Source organism: Microseira wollei NIES-4236 (assembly GCF_020521235.1).
Taxonomy (GTDB): Bacteria; Cyanobacteriota; Cyanobacteriia; order Cyanobacteriales; family Aerosakkonemataceae; genus Microseira; species Microseira wollei.
On the sequence record NZ_BLAY01000036.1, the window covers coordinates 35716 to 58812 of the forward strand.

At 45.9% G+C, this 23097-nt stretch carries 13 protein-coding genes and 2 pseudogenes; all 15 read left to right on the top strand.

What is annotated here, in order from left to right; translation table 11 throughout:
• Window positions 1-11 precede the first annotated feature (11 nt).
• The 15 genes and pseudogenes from MiSe_RS13860 (at window position 12) to MiSe_RS13930 (ending at window position 22801) form a co-directional block, all read left to right on the top strand.
• The gene (locus MiSe_RS13860; RefSeq protein ID WP_226580249.1) at window positions 12-2477 is read left to right on the top strand and encodes a metallophosphoesterase family protein; all 2466 of its coding nucleotides are present in this window, start codon (window positions 12-14) and stop codon (window positions 2475-2477) included.
• 235 nt (window positions 2478-2712) lie between these two features.
• Entirely contained in the window at window positions 2713-5403 is a 2691-nt protein-coding gene (locus tag MiSe_RS13865; protein WP_226580252.1) for a CHASE2 domain-containing protein, read from the top strand.
• 722 nt (window positions 5404-6125) lie between these two features.
• Window positions 6126-6425, top strand: a complete 300-nt coding sequence (locus MiSe_RS13870) for a POTRA domain-containing protein (RefSeq protein WP_226580255.1) — start codon at window positions 6126-6128, stop codon at window positions 6423-6425.
• A 19-nt stretch (window positions 6426-6444) separates the two neighbouring features.
• Entirely contained in the window at window positions 6445-7644 is a 1200-nt protein-coding gene (locus MiSe_RS13875) for a ShlB/FhaC/HecB family hemolysin secretion/activation protein (RefSeq protein WP_226580258.1), read from the top strand.
• 144 nt (window positions 7645-7788) lie between these two features.
• The gene (locus tag MiSe_RS13880; protein ID WP_226580261.1) at window positions 7789-14010 is read left to right on the top strand and encodes an eCIS core domain-containing protein; all 6222 of its coding nucleotides are present in this window, start codon (window positions 7789-7791) and stop codon (window positions 14008-14010) included.
• Window positions 14007-14552, top strand: a complete 546-nt coding sequence (locus tag MiSe_RS13885) for a hypothetical protein (RefSeq protein ID WP_226580264.1) — start codon at window positions 14007-14009, stop codon at window positions 14550-14552. The genes MiSe_RS13880 and MiSe_RS13885 overlap by 4 nt, the downstream gene beginning before the upstream one ends.
• A 406-nt stretch (window positions 14553-14958) precedes the next feature.
• Window positions 14959-15195 carry a hypothetical protein gene (locus tag MiSe_RS13890; RefSeq protein WP_226580267.1) on the top strand — a complete coding sequence of 79 codons (237 nt, stop codon included), beginning with the start codon at window positions 14959-14961 and terminating at the stop codon, window positions 15193-15195.
• A gap of 250 nt (window positions 15196-15445) precedes the next feature.
• Window positions 15446-16096, top strand: a pseudogene (locus MiSe_RS13895) (filamentous hemagglutinin N-terminal domain-containing protein); the annotation flags it as partial.
• A 218-nt stretch (window positions 16097-16314) separates the two neighbouring features.
• A complete protein-coding gene (locus tag MiSe_RS13900) occupies window positions 16315-16836 on the top strand; it encodes a hypothetical protein (protein WP_226580270.1) in 522 nt (173 codons plus the stop codon).
• Between the two features lie 36 nt (window positions 16837-16872).
• Window positions 16873-17571: a Uma2 family endonuclease gene (locus tag MiSe_RS13905; protein WP_226580273.1), complete on the top strand. Its 699-nt coding sequence runs from the start codon at window positions 16873-16875 to the stop codon at window positions 17569-17571.
• 10 nt (window positions 17572-17581) lie between these two features.
• Window positions 17582-20269, top strand: a complete 2688-nt coding sequence (locus MiSe_RS13910; protein ID WP_226580276.1) for a CHAT domain-containing protein — start codon at window positions 17582-17584, stop codon at window positions 20267-20269.
• A 185-nt stretch (window positions 20270-20454) separates the two neighbouring features.
• On the top strand, window positions 20455-20568 hold the full coding sequence (locus MiSe_RS52655; RefSeq protein ID WP_226580279.1) for an IS630 transposase-related protein: 114 nt from the start codon (window positions 20455-20457) through the stop codon (window positions 20566-20568).
• Window positions 20569-20874: 306 nt separating this feature from the next.
• Window positions 20875-21324 (top strand): annotated as a pseudogene (locus tag MiSe_RS13920) (IS630 family transposase).
• 121 nt (window positions 21325-21445) lie between these two features.
• The gene (locus MiSe_RS13925) at window positions 21446-21844 is read left to right on the top strand and encodes a COG3650 family protein (protein ID WP_226580282.1); all 399 of its coding nucleotides are present in this window, start codon (window positions 21446-21448) and stop codon (window positions 21842-21844) included.
• Between the two features lie 132 nt (window positions 21845-21976).
• Window positions 21977-22801, top strand: a complete 825-nt coding sequence (locus MiSe_RS13930) for an SDR family oxidoreductase (RefSeq protein ID WP_226580285.1) — start codon at window positions 21977-21979, stop codon at window positions 22799-22801.
• The last annotated feature ends 296 nt before the right edge of the window (window positions 22802-23097 follow it).

Genomic DNA, 23097 nt, shown 5'->3' on the forward strand with positions numbered 1-23097 from the left:
ACTTCGCACGCATGTCGTGGATACCCCTAAGCCACCGCCTTGCCTGCCTGCCTTTAATTTTGGCTGGCCCCATCCTGCGGCGCACCGAACCGGATGCGGTTACCGTTTGGGTCGCGTTAAAAAAACCTTGCCAAGTCGGACTGGGCGTATATGCCACCCACGCCGGGAACAAGGTAATAGCAAACCCCATCCTCGAAGGTTCGCGCCAGACAGTCGCTTTAGGTAAATACCTGCACGTAGTAGCCGTGACGGCAAAGCCAGTCACTCGCCATCAACTCGAAGCCGGACAAATCTACGCCTATAGCCTCACTTTTTCCCACTACGATGGCGGATTGCTCAAAGCTTTAAACTCAGAAAGCTTCCCCTCCAACGTCACGGTTAGCTATTTCGACCATGGTCTGCCCACCTTTGCCCTACCGCCGGAGGATTTAAACCACCTGCGAATCGTACACGGTTCTTGCCGCAAACCCCACGGAGGCGGACAGGATGCCTTACCCATGCTCGACGATCTGATCGCCTTGGAGGCTGGGTTGCCAAATTCTAGACCGCACCAGCTATTTTTTACCGGCGACCAAATCTACGGAGACGATGTCGCCGACCCCCTGCTGTGGGCGGTGACTGACGCCGGGGATACCCTGCTGGGGTGGGAAGAAAATCTGCCTTTGGGGGATGGATACAAAAAACCCAGCGATCTAAAACCGGGTACGCGCAGCGATATCGCCAGAGATGATGGCGGCTTTACCGCCATGCTGGTCAATCACCCCGAAAAAGCTAAGAGTCACCTGTTTAGCTTGGGCGAATACTACGCCATGTATTTGTTCGCTTGGTCGCAAGTTCTTTGGCCCGATCGTTTCCCTCCTGGCCAGAAAATTCGCCAACACCCCAAGCACGCAAAACTGTGGGATAAAGAAGTCGATGCTTTACAAAACTTTGCTAGCGATTTGTGGAAAGTGCGGCGACTGCTGGCGAATGTGTCAACTTATACCGTATTCGACGACCACGATATCACCGATGATTGGTGTCTCAATCGCGAGTGGTGTAACCGCGTGTTAAGCAAGGCGCTTGGCAGGCGTGTGGTGCAGAATGGAATGCTGGCGTATGCCGTGTTTCAGGGATGGGGAAATACCCCCGACCAGTTTGAGTCGGGGCAACCCGGTGAGAAACTATTACAAGCGGCGGTTGATTGGTCTAATTCGGCGGGGACGGATAAATCTGCTTTTGAAGCAATTTCTAAGTACGTGGGAATTCCCCCCCTCGATCCGGAAACGGGTTTGCCGAAGTTCAAACTTGACGGCGATGTTCTGATTTTGGATCGGGATTACCCGGATGGAACAACAGCGCTACGCTGGCACTATACGGTGAGAAGCTTTAACCATGAAGTGCTGGTGATGGATACGCGCACTTGGCGAGGCTATCCCAAGGGCGAAGATGCCTTGATGCATCCACCCATGCTTTTATGTCCGACAGGATTTGACCAACAGATTTGCCAAGCGCTAACTGCTTTTGCATCCCCCTCATTCCCCCCTACAAAAGGGGGGAGGACAATCGAAGTAACGCTGGTGGTTTTGCCGACAAATTTGGTGAGTTTGTCGATTATTGACTTGGTGCAACGGTTGCATTTGAGTCAAGGTAAAGTTTTTGGATCGGATGTGGGGGACTCGTGGAATTTTCACGAGGAAGCTTTTACCCAGTTGCTGGCGGAACTGTTTAAGCAACGCGATCGCATTACCATCCTCTCTGGCGATATTCACTATTCCTGTGCCGTTCGACTCAACTACTGGTTCCGTCGCCATTTTGGCGATGCACCCGTCAATCCCGATACACAGGAATTACCACGGGTATTGGCACAATTAACTGCCAGCGCGTTTAAAAATGCCGAGTGGAAAACATATGTTGCTCACACAAAATTAAAATCTATTTTCCCAGAACCAGTACAAGAATGGGCGGGATGGAACGAACCACCGCAATTGATTGAAATCCAAGTCACGCCGCAAATGGTGCGGATGCTCGATGTAGAACTTCCCGAGCGAAAACCAACTATACGGTCATTTAAACGAATGAGCGGCACTGAGGAAATAGCTTGGGAAATTGTTATCAAAGATCGGAATTCTTTCCCTGATTGGCGCTATCGGATTGATTGGATTAAACGCGATCCAGCGCAGGAATTGAGCGGAGATTTGAAATCAATTGCTACGAGTACGCAGGGTTTATCAAGTTCTTCCGAACGCAAAAGTTGGCAAAATAGCGTATCTTTGATTTGGCGAAATCAGTGGTTGCAAGAAGGTGAGGAGATTGTCGGACGAAACAACTTTGGGTTAATTACTTTTAAATGGTCGCCCAATCAGGATAACAAAGCGGTGATTCAGGAGGTGTATTGGCGATCGCCTTGGGAACCCACCCGGATCGTTTTTAGCCGGTATGTAGTCCCCCTGCGGCTTTTAGCGCCGCCACCTCCACCCAAAACCTTCGCACCCTAGCGCTTGCTACTTTTTTTAATAGGTAACTCAAGTTGCTAGTTATCTTTTTAGGGCTGCTAATAGCTAATGGCTAATCGCTAATGGCTAATGCTATAACCGAAAAATATTCCCATGAGCAATTAGCAATTAGCGATTAGCAATGCGAGCAACCCATAATAGTTATAAATAGCAACTTGGGTTAGGTATTTTCTTCCCCATTACCAATTACCAATTACCCATTACTTAAAATTCATAAATGATTCATTATCAAGTTGGCGGTAGTTTAACCAGCAATGCTCCCAGTTATGTGGAGCGACAATCAGATATAGAACTCTACGAAGCTTTAAAACAAGGTAATTTTTGCTACGTCCTCAACTCCCGTCAAATGGGAAAGTCTTCGCTTTTAGTGCGAACTAAACATCGCCTCGAACGAGAAGGATTTAAATGCACTGCTATCGATCTGACCAATATTGGCAGTGAAAATATCACTCCCCTGCAATGGTACAAGGGCATTGTTGCCGAGTTGTGGACGGGGTTTAAGTTGTTAAATAAAATTCACTTTAAAAATTGGTGGAAAGAACAGGAAGATTTTTCTTATATTAAAATATTAAATGAATTTATTAGGGAGTTACTAGAAGTTCAATTTCCCCAAGATAGGTTAGTGATTTTTATTGATGAAATCGACAGTACCCTAAGTTTGGATTTTCCGGTAGATGACTTTTTTGCCTTAATTCGATTTTGCTATAACCAAAGAGCAATTAATCCCAACTACAAGCGGATTACGTTTGCTATTTTTGGGGTGGCTACGCCTTCTGATTTAATTAAAGATCGGAATCGCACCCCGTTTAATATCGGTCAAGCGATAGAATTAAAGGGTTTTGACTTGCAGTCAGCTGGGTCGCTAGCTGAGGGATTAAACATAAAAGGGGGAAATAGTCAAGAGGTTTTAAAAGAAATTTTAGCTTGGACAGGAGGCCAGCCATTTCTGACGCAAAAACTGTGCAATCTCGTCACTAATTTTAGCGAAGATAGGGCGGGTAGCCAGGTGACAATTCCACCGGGAACCGAGGCAGATTGGGTGGAAAAGATTGTCAGATCCGGTGTGATAGAACGCTGGGAATCCCAGGACGAACCGGAACACCTGCGAACCATACGCGATCGCATCGAACGCCAGGGCAAATATACGGGCAGAATGCTGGGGATTTACCAGCAAATTTTACAAGGATTTGCCGTTAAAACCGATGATAGTCGCGAACAAATTGAACTTTTACTCAGTGGTTTGGTTGTTAGAGAACAAGGGTTGCTGGACGTTAAAAATCGCATTTATGAAGAAGTTTTTAACCTCGAGTGGGTGGAAAAACAATTAGCTGCTTTGCGTCCTTATTCTCAATCTTTGGAAGCTTGGGTTGCTTCCCAACGAACTGACGAATCGCGTCTATTGCGCGGAATTGCACTCAAAGATGCCCTAACTTGGTCATTGGGTAAAAGTTTGAGCGACTTAGATTATCAATATTTGGGTGCCAGTCAAGCATTGAGCAAGCGGGAAACTGAAAATGCCCTAGAATCCGTTGAACAAGCCAATTATATCCTCTCTTTTACTAGACGAAACACTAAAAAAGAATCTCTCAGACATAGAATTTGGTCAGGTTGGACTGCGGTAACGGCGCTATGGGTCGCCAGCTTGGCGATCCTTTTACGTTTGACGGGATTATTCCAGGGGATGGAATGGGATGTACTAGACCAGTTTTTTCGGTTACGTCCTTTAGAATCTCCCGAGCCGCGTATTGTTATTGTCACCGTTAGCGAAACGGATATTACTAATATTGGACAGTGGCCCATCCCCGATCGAGTTTTAGTCCAGGCAATTAAAAATATCAAAGCGCGCAATCCTAGAGCAATTGGTTTGGATTTATATCGAGATTTACCTGTAGAAAAGGGTCATGAAGCATTAGTAGAAATGTTTAAATCAACGCCCAATTTAATTGGGATTGAAAAAGTTGTTGGCCCTCGAATTGCCCCGCCCTTAGTATTAAGCCAGTTAGAGCGAATTGGCTTTGTTGATATCGTGTTGGATACCGATGGCCAAGTCCGCCGTGGCTTGCTATCGGTGCAACGCAAACAGCGAGTTTATCGGAGTTTAGCATTGCAAATGGCCTTAATCTATCTGAAAGCGGAAGGGGTGAATGGAAAACAAATAGACGAGAATCGCTGGCAGTTTGGTAAAGCTGTTTTCCAGCCATTTGAACCAAACGACGGCGGCTATGTTGGCGCTGATGCTGGCGGGTATCAAATTTTGCTGAACTTTCGCGGTTTGTTAGATAATTTTCCGACAATTTCCCTGAATGACCTGCTGAACAATCGAATTGCACCCGGTTTAATTGAAAATCGCATTATTTTAATTGGTGCTACGGCTGAAAGCCTTAACGACTTTTTTTATACGCCCTACAGTAAAAGTTTGTTTGGCGCGGCAGAGCGGACGCCGGGAGTGGTGATTCATGCTAACTTGATCGGTCAGATTTTAAGTGCAGTTTTAGATGGAAGACCTTTGATTAAGGTTTGGAGTAAACCTAAAGAATGGTTCTGGATTTTCCTCTGGTCATTAATCGGAGCAGGGTTAACCTGGCAGTTGCAGTCTTGGCGGGCGCTCGCTTGCAGTATCTTGTTCGCATGTTTGGGGTTATTATTGATTGCTTACTTGGCTTTTTTACAGGGGTGGTGGTTGCCCGTAGTTCCACCAATGGTAGGATTAGTCGGGGCAGCGATCGCTCTGGCTATCCTGATCAACAAACAATTAGAACAACTTCAACTCCGACTCATTTTTGAACGGCTCTTAGAAGAATCCGCTGTTTCCCCCACGGCTTCCCGGATTGCGATTGAATACTTGAAACAATCAGAAAGCGATAAGAATCAAGCTTTGATCGAACGGTGGATGAGCGATAGGCGCTGACTTGAAGAGGACGGGTCGAGTGGGAGACAAGGGAAAGCGGGGACACCCCATGGTAGGAGCCAGGGGATTCCAACTTTGAAGAATTCTCTTCTTCTCTCGCGTTTAAATTCGGGAGGATCAGACCAGGTGCTTCGATCAAAAGAAGGGTGCACTCTTAGCGTCTCCCCAACTCCTTTGTCTGGTGCGTCTTGTTGGTCACGCTGCGCCAAGGCAATTGGCGCTAACTTTCAGAAAGTAGGAAAAGTAACAATTGTAGGAAGATTGTTGATTTTTGAGCGCAAGCGTCATAAGATTGCCCGCTCATAGAGGTAATGAATTTTGTTAGATATTCCAGCGCAAATAAGTAGGGGCACGGCAACTGCTATATCTTGGACAAATATATAACGTTAATCATGTTCCCTACTCTCAATAAACAAGTTCAAGCCTAATAGTTGTGAAAAAAACTCTTTTTAGATCTGGACTTACGCAAACACCAAAGTTTCTCTGAAAAATCCTAGCTTTGAAACTAGAGATCGCAGCAAGAAACAAAGGTGATAGGTTCCTCGTGGGTAAGTCCTGTAGATATTGGCTAACCGCGTTAGCAAGCGGGGTGATATTCGCAACCCCGTTTAAAGTGGTAGCTCAATCTCCTCCCAATCCGATTTTTCCTAGAGAACCCGAACTACCTGCACCAACTTTACCAGTTCCTGTTCTGGGAGGGAACTCAACCTACTCCACCGCAAGTGCCACCCATCGGCGAAAGTCAAGAGACTATTACGGTAGAAAGATTTGAATTTGAGGGGAATACGGCATTTAGCGATCAAGAGTTAGCATCGGTCATCCAACAGTTTACAGGTAGACCGATAACCTTTGCCGAACTGCTGGCAGCAGAAGCAGCTGTGACCCAAAAGTATGTAGATGCAGGGTATATCAATTCCGGGGCGGTGATTTTAGCCGATCAAACTTTTCCCAAACAGCGGGCGGTGGTGAAAATCCGCATGTCGAGAGGGGGGTTTAGAAGAAATCCGCGTTACAGGAACTAGGCGGTTAAATCGGGGCTACGTGCTACAGCGTCTAGAAATCGCCACCCAACGCCCTCTCAATCGCTCGCGCCTGCTAGAAGCGTTGCAATTGTTACAACTCGACCCCCGCATCGCCAGTATCAGGGCGGAACTTCAGCCTGGGGTACGTGCGGAAGCGAGTATCCTGGAAGTGCAAGTTAAAGAAGCAGATACCTTTAACGCCGAAGCTTTCTTTGATAACGAACGTTCTCCCAGCGTCGGTAGCTTCCGTCGGGGGGTGACTCTCACAGACTTGAATTTAGCCGGATTAGGGGATGCGATCAAATTTTCCTACGCCAATACCAACGGTAGTCACGCCTACGACCTCGAATACACAATACCCTTCAATCCCCGCAACGGTACTGTTGGGTTAACCGCGAGTTATTCCGATACATCGGTAATTGCACCGCCCTTCGATCGCATCGACATTGAAGGGAAATCCTTCTCTGGTGGATTGACAATTCGCCAACCGATTATTTTAAGACCGAGTGAGGAATTTGCCCTCGGTTTGACCGCAGACTACCAACAAAGTCAGACGTTTATACAAGACAAAGGATTTGCCCTAGCGTTGGGGTCAGATGAACGGGGACGGACGCGCATTTATGGTTTGCGTTTCTTTCAAGATTATGTGCGGCGCAATCCTAGAGATGTGTTTGCAGTGCGATCCCAATTCGGTGTCGGTTTAGATGTTCTCAATGCTACCACCAACGACGCAGGGCCAGATGGTCGTTTTTTTGCATGGCGGGGACAAACGCAGTACGTGCGTCTTCTAGCACCCGACACCTTATTTATCTTCCGTACCGATGCACAATTAACACCCAATCCTTTAGTATCCTTAGAGCAAATTGGCATAGGTGGCGCCAGAAGCGTGCGGGGTTATCGTCAGGATACACTACTAACAGATAACGGCATTTTCGTCTCCGCAGAAGCACGCTTTCCCATTTTGCGGGTAAGGAAAGTGGGGGGCGTTTTGCAGGTAACTCCCTTTGTTGATTTTGGTTACGGATGGAATAACAATGAACTTCCCGAAATCCAAGACTCGAATACGCTTGTGGGAATTGGTTTAGGGTTGCTGTGGCAAATGGGAGATAATTTTTCGGCGCGGATAGACTACGGCATCCCGCTGATTGATGTGGATTCGGGCGATAGAACTTTGCCAGAAAAAGGCGTTTATTTTTCCCTGCGGTACAGTCCTTTTTAGCGATGGTGTAAATTTATGAAGTATTATTGCGAAGTGAAACTCGCCGTCCGGCGAAAGATAAAATGAAATATCCGCGCGTAAGCGTCCTCATGCTCAATAGCAGCAAGAAGCTCTCTCAGGCGGTGAACAAGGAGAAATAAGGCAATGAGTGAAAGAAGCCACGCCCAAACCAAAAACTCATCAAATGCCTATTCTGCTGCTGCAAAATCGCCCCAGTCATTCCAACGCCCTTTCACCGATGAGCAATATGATTCACCAGCAAGTAATTCCACCCCATCAATACAACCTAAAAGGGCTCGCCCTAAAATAGATTGGAACAGAGTTTCTGTCTCAGCACCAGAACCAGGCAGTCAGAATTCAAACAGCTTCCCAACCGTTCAACGCCCAGAGAACTCCGAACAGGGTAAAGAGGCAAAAAGCCCAATTGAACCAGCCGCATCCAGCAATTCAACAACAGCCAAGGATGGGTCAGATGGCAACAGCTTGCAGGAAAAAACAGATCATAGCAAAATATCGAAACAAGGGGAAGAACAAAAACCAAAAATAGCCCGTCCAGGCTTTAACTGGCGAAATATTACCATAGAAGCGCCATCGAGGCAGGGTGCTTTTGCTGCCCCGCAACCAATTCAACGCCAAGTTCTGGAGGAGAAGGAACAGTCTGAATCGAATTCTCTGGGAATGCTTGATGGGGCAATTCAGGCTAAATGCAGTGAATGCAAGCGTGAAGAAGAACAACAGCTTCAGAAGGAATCAATTCAAACCAAACTAACAGTTGGCGCACCGGGGGATAAATACGAACAAGAAGCTGATAACATGGCTGCGAAAGTCATGAGGATGCCAGACTCAGCCTTACAGCAACCAATTCAACGCCAGACGGACTCTGAAACAGAAGCAGTCGGAATGCAACCAGAGGTAAATTCCATCACCCCATTGGTGCACCGTCAGACAGCAGAAGATTCAGAACAAGTACAGTTGAAACCTAATGGCAGTAACCAGGCAAGCGCCAGCGTGGAAAGCCGGATCGCGGATTCTAAGGGTGGAGGTAGTGCTTTAACCGATGATGTACGTAGTTTTATGGAGCCGCGCTTTGGTGCCGATCTTAGCTCTATCAGAGTGCATACTGACTCCAATGCTGTCGGGATGAATAAGGAGTTGGGAGCGCAAGCGTTTACTCACGGTAGCGATATTTACTACGGTGCAGGGAAGTCTCCTGGTAAAAATGAGTTGACGGCGCATGAGTTGACTCACACCATCCAGCAGACTGGAGGACAGCGTAATGCACCAGCAACAAAACCGCTAACTCATGGGGAGGAAAAGAAACCCGAAGACGGGAATCAGTCATTGTCAGCAGCGAAAGCTACTCCTGAGTTGGATCAAAATAAAACTCAGCCAGTCTTTCAGCAGGAACAATTAAACAAAGAAGTTGCTACCTCTGTTCCAGATACAGAACTTGCGAGGCAAAATTCTCAAACACAGACTGATTTAGAGTCTCGTAAAACTGAAATTTCACAAGATATCCCAGCAGCGAAGGCGGATAAATCCCCAGAAGCAAAACCAGTCACAGAAGTTGCTACTCCTCAATCAAAATTACCAGACGCAGAAGCAAAACCAGTCACAGAAGTTGCTAATCCTCAATCAAAAGTACCAACCCCAGAAGCAAAACCAGTCACAGAAGTTGCTAATCCCCAATCAAAAGCACCAGACGCAGAAACAAAACCAGTCACAGAAGTTGCTAATCCTCAATCAAAAGTACCAGACGCAGAAACAAAACCAGTCACAGAAGCTGCTAATCCTCAATCAAAAGCAGCAGCACCTACTGTTCCCGGAGGAGAAACGCAACAAGTAACCCAGGAAAAAACGGCTGAAACTCCTGCTAATACTAATCAAAAGCCGGAAACAGGCAATATTGCTGCTGTAAATACCCAAGTACCCGATTTAAGTCAAGCAGATCGGGGTACTTCGTTGACTGATATGTGGCAACAACAGCAGAATCAGATGAATAATGCTGGTAGGGATGTTGCCCAAAATATAGATCGTAGTCAAGAACCAAAAGTTGCTTTAGAACAAGCATTACAACAAGCACAACAAAAAGTTGCCTCTATTCCCCAACCAGGGACAGATGTACCCAAATCTGAACCCTTACCTCAACCTCAAGTTGAGCAAATTGAAAAACCTGCTATCGCAACACCTCCCGCTACAGAAACTCCTCAAGTTCAAGATGTTGCTACCAAAGCTACCCCGGCAGCAGAAAAAACAGCAGAAGTTGCTCCTGTGGAAAGTGCAACTGGGGAAGCAACTCCTGAGATAGTTACCGAAACTTCAGAACAAGCTGAATCACAACCAGCACAAGCAGAGGAAAAAGCACCTGCTGCAACTGCACCTGTACCTCAAGCAGAAGTTAAGGAAACTGCTGCAACTGAAGCAAAAGCAGATGAAACTCAAGTAGCTGAAACTGCGGAAGTTAAGGAACAGCAACCAGAACAAAAAATTGATCAGAATGTTAACCCTGCGTCACAACCTGTTGCTGAGAAAGGTGCTGAAAGTAATGTAGCAGTTGAGCAAGTAGATGAACAAAAAGTTAAATATGGTCAAGTTATTCAAGGAGATTTACTTGCTAATCCCTTAGATTGGGCCAAAGGTATTTTAGATTCTCTTAAAGGCAATGCTTCTGCTAAAAAGAGCGAATTACAAGGTGATTATGATGGCAAGCAATCTCAAGTAGATGGGACAAAACAAGAGCAAGGTAATCAATTAGATAGTGCTAAACAAACTAAGAGTAGTGAATTAGAAAGTAATAAGCAAGCGAAAGGAAGTGAATTAGAAAGTAATAAACAAGCGAAAGGGAATGAATTAGAAAGTAATAAACAAGCGAAAGGGAATGAATTAGAAAGTAATAAACAAGCGAAAGGGAATGAATTAGAAAGTAATAAACAAGCGAAAGCGAGTGAATTAGAAGCAAATAAACAAGCGAAAGGGAATGAATTAGAAGCAAATAAACAAGCGAAAACAGCCGAACTGGAAGTTAATAAACAAGCTAAAGGTGCTGAAATTCAGTCGGAAGTAGAAGCTAAAGGGACTGAAGTACAAACAGACAGTGAAGCTAAAGGTACAGAACTACAAACTGATGCCCAAACTAAAGCTAATGAATTACAAGGAGAAGAAACAAACTTAAAACAAGAAACCACTAGCAAAGAGCAAGAAGTACAAACACAAGTTGCCGATAAAGTTACCAATATAGAAAATAAAGCTGTTGAGTCAAAAGGAGAAATTGAAAGTAATTGGACAGGGTTAGAAAATAGTGCTACTTCAGAAATGACTGCCCTAGAAACAGAAGCCCAGCAGTTTTCCCAAACTTATATGGCGAAAGCGTCTGGCTTTATCGCTAAACTGAATGGGGCAAAAGAAGGGGCAAAACAAGAAGGGCAAAAACAAGGGCAAGAACAGGGTAATAGTCAAGCTTTACAAGCAGAATGGCAAGCCCTCAAAGCAGAAGCTGAATCAGTTTGGGGTGGGATTCAAGGTAAGGTTGCTCCTGTTACTCAGAAAGTTGAGCAAGGATGGCAAGGAATTAGCGAAAAAGCCCAAAATGTTGGTAAAGAACTGCAACAACAAGGCGAACAAGTTAAGACTTCTGTAAATGAGTCTGTCACCAGTGCAGGAGATTACCTCAATGAGAAATGGACAACCTTAACTGGTAAAGCATCAGAAGGATGGGCAAACTTCCAAGGTAAAGTTGGGTCAGCACAAAACTGGATTGGAGAAAAAGTTAATAATGCTACCAGTTGGGCAACAGAAAAAGCAGCAGCAGCAACTAATTGGTTATCGGAAAAAGTTAATAGTGCAGGTGGATGGATCGATCAGAAAACAGGAGGAGCATTTAGTTGGTTAGGGGAAAAAGTTAATAGTGCAAGTTCTTGGATAGGCGAAAAAGCCAGCAGTGCAAGTTCTTGGATAGGGGAAAAAGCCAGTGCTGCCGGGACATTTATTACAGAAAAAGCTAGCAGCGCCACTTCTTGGCTGACTGAAAAGGGAAGCAGCGCGAAAAATTGGCTGAGAGAAAAAGGTGAAGCTGCTAAAAATTGGCTGACAGAAAAGGGAACAAGCGCAGTTAACGCAGTCAGCGAAAAAGCTGGTTCTTTTGTGAGTGGATTACAGGAAAAAGGACAAAGTGCAGTTTCTGCTATACAGTCTAAAGGAAGCTCGATTTTACAATGGCTTGGTGGTGCTGTAGGTTCCCTAGTTTCTGGAGTTCAAGACAAAGCGAGTAGCGTTGTTTCTTGGTTGGGTGATAAGGTTTCTGGTGCTAAGAGTTGGGTACAGTCAAAAAGTTCTGGCGCATTAAGTTGGTTATCAGAAAAAGCTTCGGGTGCGGTTAGTTGGGTTCAAGAGAAAAGTTCCGCAGGCTTAAGTTGGTTATCAGATAAGGCTTCGGGTGCGGTTAGTTGGGGTCAAGAGAAAGGGTCTCAAGGCTTAAGTTGGCTACAAGAAAAAGGTGCCGCTGTTGGGAATTGGGTTAAAGAAAAAGGTTCGCAAGGCTTAAGTTGGCTGCAAGAAAAAGGTGCCGCTGTTGGGAATTGGGTTAAGGAAAAAGGCGATCAAGGCTTAAATTGGCTGCAAGAAAAAGGCTCCGCTGTTGGTGATTGGGTTAAGGAAAAAGGTTCTCAAGCTTGGAATGGAGTTAAACAACTAGGAGAGTTAGGCAGCAATGCTCTGCAATGGGCTGGTGATGGGATTAAATCAGGTTGGGAATGGACTAAGAATAAAGCCACTGAAATTGGTAGTTGGGCGAGTGAGAAAGCATCACAAGGTTTAGCTTGGGCTGGGGATAAGTTATCTCAAGGTTGGAATTGGGTACAAGACAAGTGGGGTGATGTATCTCAATGGGTTAAGGATAACTACGACACTATTAGCAAATGGGGACACGGCATTTTAGATTTTGTCGGTCTTGCTGCCCCCTTTGTTGGTGCTGGAATTGGGTTTATTGTTGGTGGACCAGCAGGTGCAGTAGCAGGATGGGCTGCTGGAGAAGTTGTTGGTAATGTAGCTGATGCGATTAATACAGGTTGGTATCTTGGGGAGTCGGGATATTATGCTTCCCAAGGTGATAGTGAAAAAGCACAAGAAGCATTAACTAATGCTGCTTGGTCAGGTGTAGGTTTAATTCCCTTTGGGAATATAGCTGGGAAAGCAGGTAAATGGCTGGGCAAAACAGAAGTCGGTAAATGGGGTGGGGATGCGCTTGCAGCGCTGGGCAAAACTGACATTGGCAAATGGGGTGGAGATGCCCTCAACTGGATGGGTAAGCAGGGAGGAAAGGCTTTCGATTGGCTAGGTCAACAAGGAGGAAAAGCTTTAGATTGGGCTGGTAAACAAAGAGAACGGGCTATCAAATGGGGTGGAGATGCTCTGGAATGGGCGGGTAAGCAGGGAGAAGATCTTCTAAGACCTGTGGATGACTTGCTGACGGGGCGCAATTTGGAGTTGGCAGGTGTTCCCAGAGGTGCTAAACCGAATATCAATGCTCCAACATCTTCACCGCGTCCTAAAGAAACTGCGCCTGCGAAACCTCCAGTAGTTGAAGAGACTACACCTGCGAAACCTCCAGTAGTTGAAGAGACTACACCTGCGAAACCTCCGGTATCTGAGGAAACTGCACCCACTAAACCTCCCAAACCAGAAAAGAACCCTACCCCATCTGAAGTGACGACCACCACACCTGACGCGGGTGTGAAAGTGCCCGATGGCTTACGGGAACAGGCACCAGGAGGAGCAAGGTACGTTGATCTTGATGGCGTAAAGCAAAAGACAATCCGTCAGTACCAAGAGATCGCCGCCATGACTGACGATGTCGCTAGGATCGCACAAAACACAGGGATTCCCGAGCATTACATTGCCAAGGTCAAAGAGCATATCTTCCTTAAAGAACACGAACTTGAGGTAGCCAATTACGTCACACAAACAATCAGGCGTGAGAAAGGCAATTTCGCTCCGCTTGAAGACATTGCTGAGTCCTGGATGAATGCTATGAATAAACCCATGCAAGCTGAGGAGTTTGTTGATGAGCTTGCCAATTTCAGGCAATTCATAGCACACGAGTATGTAGAAGCGGGCCTAATGGATGATGGACTGCCGTATATGAATCCCAACTCTTGGAGGGAACACCCAAAATATGGTTGGGGTAACTATCCCATGCCGGGTGATGAAGGATATGGAGCCCATAACCTCGCCCCCAATCCCAATCCACGTCGTTCTTCCTTCGGTCACTGGGAGAAAGATCTTGGTAAGTCCTCGGAGGGATTATCATTGGCTGAGGATCTCTCGAATCTTGATCAAGTGCTTGAAGAGATAAGAAAAAGAATCAAATGACCCAAGACAACAGCGTTGACAGAGGAATAGAGCGAATCAAGGCGATCAACTGGGAGCTAAACGATTCTCGTACCGCCTCCCACATTGCTTTATTTCGGGAATACCTGAGACGCGCTTCCCTATGGGCAAAAGCTTTAGGTTGTACCGATGAATGGCCCTTCTTTGACGTGGCAGCTCAGATCGATCCCTCACTACGTGCTGATGAAGCCAAGGTCGAAGTACTCAAGCGCCATCTGACACAATTCCGTCTATTCCGCCCCATTAAGCGAACTTGTGAGTGGTTCGTCCATTGGGCTGTAGTGAAGGACAGGCCGGAGGTGACCAAATTTGCTCTTCCAGACCCCTATGACCCCCTGATCCTCATGTACGAGCGGGGAGGCGATTTCTATGCCGAGCATGGTTTCTTCTACTTCTCTGTTGGAAGCTTTCCCATAGGGAATTGGAGCCAATACTACAGCTTATCCCCAAACATAGTACTGGATGAACAAGTGCTAGATCAGCTCGACACCAAGCAGATTGAGGTTTCCCGCTCCTCGAAATAGCGAAGGCTTTGCCCTCCTCGTTCAGCACCTCTTCGCTGCCTCCTCCAGCTCTAGCGTTGTGAAAATTATCAGTGTGGCTGAGCATTTCTGTCAAATGATGTCAGGTTCCGCTGAGTAGTTTATGAATCTCTATACATTAGGATTTCTGTGCAATGAATACTGAGAAAAAAACATTTTCTTTGGTTCGATTCCACCCCCTCGCGTTACTTCCTCATTCCCAACAACCATGCTCTTCCTAGTGAAGACTTCATCCTTAAACTGAGATGAACGAGAATTTATCTGACCAAACACCATCAGCCCAAAACCTTGTTGCTACACTTTTTTGTGTTGCTCCTGAAGAACTGCAAAACAATCCTGAAGCTTCCCGAGCTGCCTTAGTCACAATCTACACTAAGCTAGGATAATCATGCAAAACCAATCCGACCAAAACCAATCCCCAACTCCCGCTAAAACCTTGCAGCAAGAATACCAAGAAGCCTTGTTAAAATCTGGGATTCAAGCTGCTAATTTACTCACTGAGTTAATCGGGTTAAAAATCATGCCCGATCCCCGTGCTAAAGAAATGGCTGATGTCGCTCTGGAAGTGATTAAACTGATTAATTCTGCACCGGGGGAAATTGTTAAATTTAATGGGGAAAAATAATCGGTCTACTGATAATCAAGTAATATCAAATCCGGTTGCATCGGAATGATCGGCCTTTCTTGGTAATTGGTAATTGCTAATTGCTAATTGCTAATTGCTCCTAGAGGTCGTAATTCCTTAGCAACGGTCAACGATATAAATAGGCGATCGCTTAAGCCTAGGCTCGGTCTTTTGGTGATGCGATCGCAATTCCAGGGCGTTAGCTCAAATTTACCTGGATGCCATGTGCCGATTTTTACCAGCATCAAAGATGGCTTGGCGGCTAATTTTCCCGCTGGCAAAACTAATTTTACAGGCTCCAACTGTAGCTCAAATTGTACCTGATGACAGCCTGGGTGCTGAAAGATCGGTTGTAATGCCGGATGGGATCGGAGGATTACCTAGCGATCGCATCGACGGCGGTGCCATTCGCGGCTCTAATCTATTCCACAGTTTCAGTGAATTTAACATACAGGAAGGAAGGGGAGCCTACTTTTCCAATCCCGATGGCATTACCAATATTCTGACGCGGGTTACAGGCACAAATCGCTCTAATATTTTGGGAACTTTAGGAGTATTGGGAAATACCAACTTATTTTTAATTAATCCCAACGGCATTATCTTTGGCTCAAATGCCAGGTTAGATTTGCGGGGTTCATTTTTAGCTAGTAGTGCGAGTGGAATATTATTTGAATCATTTGAATTTAGTACGATTAATCCGCAAGCAACCCCGTTATTAACAGTAAATATTCCGATTGGTTTGAGATTTCGCGAAAATCCCGCTGCAATTGTGAATCAATCTGCGGTAAGTCGGGTAGTGCTAGGTGTGCCAACAGCAGTTGGTTTGCAAGTAAGTACGGGTCAAACCCTAGCATTGGTAGGAGGGGATTTAACCTTAAATAGCGGCAATGTTACCATCAGCGTCCCCAATATTTGTGGCATCGCTGCCCTGACCAAAAAGGGGGAAGGGGGAAGGGGGAAGGGGATTTGGGATACTTGCCCCTGTTTTTAAACATGGATTAAAGTTGAAGATGTGTTTCCTTATACTTCGTACGAGAAATACAGTGTCGAAGTTAAAAGCCCCTAGCTTTAGTTATGGGGTTCCCTTTCCCCTTTCCCCTTTCCCCTTTTCCCTGCCGAATGACGCGGCAGCAGCTGGCACAGCAATTACCCCCAGGTTCTGCCCTTAACCCGCAACTGCTTTCCAGCAGCGATATCACCGCCATTTCCGAATCTGATGCACAAATCACCGATCAGATCTTTTTCAACGCTGGTGGTGTCAACCCCGCTCAAGGTTTGGTGGAATTACCGCAAAACGTGGTTGACCCAGCATCGCTAATTGCCACTAATCCCTGCTTGCAGGGGGCAACTAGCCAATTTGTCATTACCGGACGGGGGGGGTTACCAGCCAATCCTACCGAACCGCTGCGGGACGATGTGGTGCGCGTCAGTTGGAGCGAATTGCCCCCACAGCAGGAGAGCAGAGGAGCAGGGGAGCAGGGGAGCAGGGGAGAATTGACCGATTCACTCATGACTCAGATAGTACCGGCCCAAGGTTGGGTCATCAATTATAAAGGCGTGGTAACTCTTGTGGGTTACAATCCGGGTAATCCAGCTTCTTCGCGCAATTCCAATCCCCAAACAATCTGTCCGCTGCGTTAAATTTGATTTTGGTACAAGCTTGCAGGAGTTTCCCAAATGTTACAATCTGACCCCAAGCTAAACCTACCAAAAGGCACTGAACTTCCTTGTTCTGACGACACGCCTGTGGATAACGAAAATCAAAATTTCATTCCCAATTACTTGCTATTTCTGTTGGAATTTATTTGGGCAAATCGTCAAGATTGGTTTTTTGCCGTAGATATGGGAATTTATCACACAACGGGCATTACTCCTTTGGTTCCCGTCGTACCGGATGGCTTCTTGAGTTTGGGAGTGGAACGGCGCAAAGGTGGCGGCTCCCGTTTAAGTTATGTTGTTTGGGAAGAAGATAATATTGTTCCGATTTTTGTCTTAGAAGTTGTTTCGCGCAGACGGGGAGAATATGATGAAAAAATGGCGATTTATGCCAAATTAGGCAAGCTGTATTATGTTATTTATAACCCCGATTATTGGCAGCGCGATCGCCAGCAACCTTTGGCAGTTTATCGCTTAGTTAATGGCGAGTATCGCCGGCAAATTGGCGAACCTTTCTTTCTGCCAGAAATTGGATTAGGAATTGGACGGTTAAGAATGCAAATTGGAGGATTGTATCGGGAAGTTATTTCCTGGTTCAATCGACAAGGGGAAAGATATCTCACTCCAGAAGAAATTGCCCAACAAACTCAGCAACAACTTGAAGCAGAACGACAATTACTGGAACCCTATCGACAAATGTTTGGGGAACTACCAGAGTAAGGAGTAGGAAATGGAACGGCGATCGCAAAGCGGTAAGGGCAAATATAACCAATCGCTAAAAATTAGTTCGCTTTCTCGCTTTTTCCGTCGCAGTCGCTGGCTTTTTATCCTATCTTTGTTATTTATCCTCTCAATGACAGCACCGTCTGTTGTGGCGCAAGTATCAAAAACAACAGCCACAATCGCTCAAGTACAACCGGGAAAAAATAGCTACGAATCTGGTAATTTTGCACAAGCTATCAGGGAATTACAAACCGCCGTTGCCGACTTTGCAGCTATTGGCGATAAACTGAGTCAGGCTGTGGCACTGCGGAATCTGTCCCTGGTGTATCAACAAATCGGACAATGGCAAGATGCAGAAGCTGCGATCGCACAAAGTCTTTCCCTCCTACAAACCCAACCCAAAAATAATACCCAGTTAAAGCTACTCGCAGAAGCAATCGACGTCCAAGCACGACTCTACCGCGAAACCGGACGTGGAGCAGATGCGGTAGAAAATTGGCAAAAAGCAACCAATCTTTACCAGCAAATCAACGATGCAACTGGAATTGCTCAAAGTCAAATTAACAAAGCTTCTGCTTTGCAGGATTTAGGGTTTTATCCCAGAGCTTGCAATATTTTACGCGAAGTATTGGGACTGTCTTCGAGTTCAACTCCAGAATTAAAACGACAGCAGTGCAATATCAGCGAGTCAGAATTCAAAATCCTGAAAGCATTACCTGTAACGGCAATTAATGTTTGGGGTTTGCGGAGTTTAGGAGATGTGTTGCACGCGCTGGGTGAATTGGCGCAATCTCAGATTGTATTGCAACAAAGTCTAGAAGCTGCCCAACAATTGCAATTACCCCAAGAAATTGCGGCGACTCAATTGAGTTTGGGGAATAATGCGATCGCGCTAGCAGTGAAAAATGCCCAACAACCTACCTTAAGAACCCAATTTACCCAAGAAGCCTTAACTGCGTACAAAGCAGCAGAAAACTCCCCCTCCCCGTTTGGGCAACTCCCAGCCAGACTAAACCAGCTTAGCGTTTTAGTGGAAACGGGAAAAACAGCGGAAGCATTAACATTATGGCAATCTCAAAAGCAAGCGGTAATGCGCTTGCCCCCCACCCGCACGGGAGTCTACGCCCAGCTTAATTTTGCCAGAAGTCTGCTCAAATTGGCAGAATTAGATGGCAATCCCGACTATCGGGCAATTGGGGAAATTTTAACGGCTGCTCTTGAGCAAGCAAAAGCCTTGGGCGATGCTAAATTCCAGGCATACATTCTGGGTAGTTGGGGGAAACTTTACGCACTGCAACAGCAATGGATACCAGCTGCAAACGTCACTAACTTTGCACTAACCCTTGTTGCGCCTTTGACCACACCGGATATAGCATATCAGTTGTTCTGGCAGTTGGGACGGATTAATCGGGCGCAAGGAGAGGTGGAAAATGCGATCGCCAACTACACCCAAGCTACCAAAATTCTCTCCTCTCTCCCCAGGGATTTGGTAACAATTAATCCCGACGTGCAGTTTTCTTTCCGGGAAAGTGTGGAACCAGTTTATCGCGAGTTAGTCAGCTTACTGCTTCAACCCAACGCCAAGCAAGAAAATATTAAACAAGCGCGTCAAACGATCGAATCGTTACAGTTAGCTGAACTCGATAACTTTTTCCAAGATGCTTGCGCCCAAGCGCAACCGAAACAAATCGACGAAGTTGACCCGACTGCGGCGGTATTCTATCCGATTATTTTAAGCGATCGCCTAGAAGTTATTGTATCTCTACCCAATCAACCTTTGCGTCACTATGCCACCAAAAAATCCCAATCTGAATTAGAGCAAATCTTCATAGACACTCGCACTTCTTTACGCCGCACCGCTTTTGAGCAAGAACGGCTACCATTAGCCCAAAAACTATATGATTGGTTGATTCGTCCCGCCGAGTCAGATCTGGCTCAAAATAATATTAAAACTTTGGTATTTGTCTTAGATGGTGCTTTGCGAAATCTGCCAATGGCAGCCCTCTACGACGGTCAACAATACCTAGTTCAAAAATATAATATTGCCCTCACCCCCGGACTGCAACTGCTCGAAACCCTCCCCTTGACAAGAGAACAATTACGTGCATTAACTACTGCTTTATCAGAAGGTCGTCAGGGTTTCCCACCTTTACCAGCTGCCGCAACTGAAGTGCAACAAATTAGCAGTGAAGTTCCCGCTAGAGTGCTGCTCAACCAACAGTTTACCCGTCCTAATTTACAACAATTGATCCGTGCGGTTCCCTACCCGGTTCTACACCTAGCAACTCACGGTCAATTCAGTTCTAATGCCGACGATACCTTTATTTTGTCTTGGGATGATCGGATCAACGTCAAGCAATTGGATGGACTTTTGCGCGTGCGCGAACCAGGACAGCGCCCGATTGAATTGTTTGTCCTGAGTGCCTGCGAAACCGCTGCCGGAGATAACCGCGCTGCGTTAGGATTGGCAGGGATAGCCATTCGTTCTGGCGCCCGCAGCACCCTGGCAACTCTGTGGCAGGTAAATGACGAATCGACTGCCATTTTTATGGCCCAATTTTACAAAGAACTTGCCAATAAAGGCGTGAATAAAGCGCAAGCGCTTCGCAACGCACAGGTGGCATTATTATCTCAATCTCAGTATCAAAATCCTTACTTCTGGGCACCCTTTGTCCTGGTAGGAAATTGGCAGTGATTTTAGTTAATTGCTAATTGCTAATTGCTAATTGCTACAAAACTTACGGCAAGCCTCTATCTGTAGGGGTTGTTAGCGATATTGTCACCATATTTAGTGCTAAGAACTGTGCTATAGCGCTTCGCGCTGGTATAGTTACAGTTAAGGATAGAGTACACCTGAGTTAAAAGCAAGTTCAATAAGTTATGGCTCACGCATATAGTTACGATTTACGGGTGAGGGCGCTGGCTCTAATCTTGAGTGGAAACTCGCTCTCTCAAGTGAGTCGTATGCTCAAGATTAGTCGTCCAACACTTTAGCGGTGGCTCAAGCAGTTTGAAACCACAGGATCAACAACTCCTCAAATACCTATTCCACCTCCTCAACCCGCCAAAATCAGAGACTGGCCTAGGTTCAAAGAATTGGTAGATAGCCACGGATCACTAACCCAAAAAGAACTAGCCTCACTCTGGGGAGATGTCAGCCATCATACAATTAGTCGAGGATTAAAAAAGTTGGGTTACACTCGTAAAAAAAAACGTATGCCTACCAATATCGCTGTGAAGAAGCTCGACAGGAATTCCGAAAAAAACTAGCAGCTTATGACGAGCGAGCAGTTGATTTACATGGATGAGAGCGGAATTAACAATAATGAAACAGCAACTTATGCCTGGTGTAAAAAAGGAAAAAGATATCACGACACGCGACCGGGAAAACGCCGATATAGACTCAGTATTATTGGAACTTTATCTAACGGTAAGTTTTTTGATCCGATGGTATATCAGGGATATTGCACAGCCAAAGTCATTGAGACTTGGCTTGAGAAATGCCTCTTACCCCAAGTGAAAGTCGGACAGGTAATCATTATGGATAATGCTCCATTTCAGAACTCTAAAAAAATTCGGTAACTGGTTGAAAAAGCTGGATGTGAGTTGCTGTTCTTACCCAGTTACTCTCCTGACTTAAACCCGATTGAGCATTGGTGGCACAAAGTGAAGACAGCTATCAGAAAAGAGTTGCCCAAGTATGATTTTAATATTCACCAAGCTGCCGATGCTGCCTTTCAGTATTTGTAAATACACCAGCGCTTCGCGCTATAATACTAAAAATGCCATTAACAATTAGCAATTAGCAAGCTCGCAATTAGCAATTTACCAATATTGATAGTAATCAAGCGCAGATGATATAACTGGTTGTATGAAATTATTTCCCTTATATGCTGTTTTATTGGGGCTGTATAGCGCTACCAACCCGGTAGTTACAGACAACCCAACCCTCGTTTCTCAAACTCGCGTCGAAGAATTTATCCTTCGCGGAAACGAACCGTTTTGGAGCGTCACTATCAGCCGCAACGGCATTATTTATTCCACTCCAGAATCTCCCAACCGCCGCTATCCTTACACTGCACCGATTTCCGCAGCGGGGCGCCCGCCTGACTTAGTGCGAGTCTACAGACTTAACGGTCAACCCAGCGGTATATTGGTAATCAAAAAAGCGGATTCCTGTAGCGATACGATGTCTGATATCGTCTATCCCTACAGCGCCACCCTGATCTTGGGAAATCGGGTGCTGGAAGGTTGCGCTCAAAAAAGATAGATACTGGTAATAGGTAATGGGTAATGGGTAATCGGTAATTGTCAGCATCGCATTTTAATTTAATTACCAATTAGCTATTAGCCATTAGCACTGGCACAATTTAAATAAAGAACTTGACCAGGGAGGCGAGCCATGTCTGACCTAGTTTTGGTTGCAGGAAGCACAGGCGGTGTTGGGCAATTAACGGTAGCTTTTTTGCTGGAAAAAGGATTTTTGGTGCGCGTCCTCACCCGCAGCTTTCAGAAAGCGCAACAAATGTTCGATAACCAGGTGGAAATTGCCCAGGGCGATATCCGTCAAGCCCAAACCCTGCCAAGTGCTGTGCAGAATGTCACCCACATTATCTGCTGTACTGGCACCACCGCCTTTCCCTCCGCTCGGTGGGAATTCGATTTGCCACAAACCAACAAGCTGCAACGCTTGATGGAATGGGGCAAAATCTATTTCAATGCCGATTACCGCAATAGTAAAGCCAGAAATAGCCCTCATCGCGTTGATGCACAAGGAGTCCGCAATTTAGTCGATGCAGCGCCTAAAAACCTGAAGCGGTTTGTTTTTGTATCTTCCTGCGGCATTGAGCGCAAAGATCAGCCTCCTTTCAGTTTGCTGAATGGGTTTGGCGTTCTAGATGCCAAACAGCAAGGCGAGCAAGCCGTCATCGCTTCGGGATTGCCCTACACTATTATTCGACCGGGACGGCTGATCGATGGCGCTTTCACTTCCTACGACCTCAACACGCTGCTAAAAGCTACCACGGGAGGCAAGCTGGGTGTTGTTATCGGTACTGGCGATAAACTATCTGGTCAGACGAGTCGGATTGATGTAGCTGCTGCTTGTGTCGAATGTCTGAATCACCCAGCAACCGAGGGGAAAACCTTTGAGTTAATCAACGCTGGAACTAGACCAGCTGCGATCGCTTGGACTCAACTATTTGCTCAGCTAGCGCCGCCAGCATGACAACTCGCCCGCGATTTAACCCTATCAAAACTCTATGCCATCTTATTCCTTGCTTTGACCCTACGCGATATGCATACCCTAGCTGGCGCGAACGCATCAAATTGATCAAATACCAAAAAAAGAGCCTTTTTTTACCAGTTTGATCGCCCTTCAGCGTTAAATTAAACACTTCCGCATCCAAGGTTTAATTGCTATATTGTTTTTGAGTCAGATCGGCGTGATATCAAATCCGGTTGCATCGGAATGAGCGGCCTTTCTGGGTAATTGTTAATTGCTAATTGCTAATTGCTCCTACA

What these genes read in the sequence shown, in the direction of transcription:
- MiSe_RS13860 (WP_226580249.1), top strand. Translation starts at nt 12, where the DNA reads ATGTCGTGGATACCCCTAAGCCACCGCCTTGCCTGCCTGCCTTTAATT.
- MiSe_RS13865 (WP_226580252.1), top strand. Translation starts at nt 2,713, where the DNA reads ATGATTCATTATCAAGTTGGCGGTAGTTTAACCAGCAATGCTCCCAGT.
- MiSe_RS13880 (WP_226580261.1), top strand. Translation starts at nt 7,789, where the DNA reads ATGAGTGAAAGAAGCCACGCCCAAACCAAAAACTCATCAAATGCCTAT.
- MiSe_RS13885 (WP_226580264.1), top strand. Translation starts at nt 14,007, where the DNA reads ATGACCCAAGACAACAGCGTTGACAGAGGAATAGAGCGAATCAAGGCG.
- MiSe_RS13890 (WP_226580267.1), top strand. Translation starts at nt 14,959, where the DNA reads ATGCAAAACCAATCCGACCAAAACCAATCCCCAACTCCCGCTAAAACC.
- MiSe_RS13900 (WP_226580270.1), top strand. Translation starts at nt 16,315, where the DNA reads ATGACGCGGCAGCAGCTGGCACAGCAATTACCCCCAGGTTCTGCCCTT.
- MiSe_RS13905 (WP_226580273.1), top strand. Translation starts at nt 16,873, where the DNA reads ATGTTACAATCTGACCCCAAGCTAAACCTACCAAAAGGCACTGAACTT.
- MiSe_RS13910 (WP_226580276.1), top strand. Translation starts at nt 17,582, where the DNA reads ATGGAACGGCGATCGCAAAGCGGTAAGGGCAAATATAACCAATCGCTA.
- MiSe_RS52655 (WP_226580279.1), top strand. Translation starts at nt 20,455, where the DNA reads ATGGCTCACGCATATAGTTACGATTTACGGGTGAGGGCGCTGGCTCTA.
- MiSe_RS13925 (WP_226580282.1), top strand. Translation starts at nt 21,446, where the DNA reads ATGAAATTATTTCCCTTATATGCTGTTTTATTGGGGCTGTATAGCGCT.
- MiSe_RS13930 (WP_226580285.1), top strand. Translation starts at nt 21,977, where the DNA reads ATGTCTGACCTAGTTTTGGTTGCAGGAAGCACAGGCGGTGTTGGGCAA.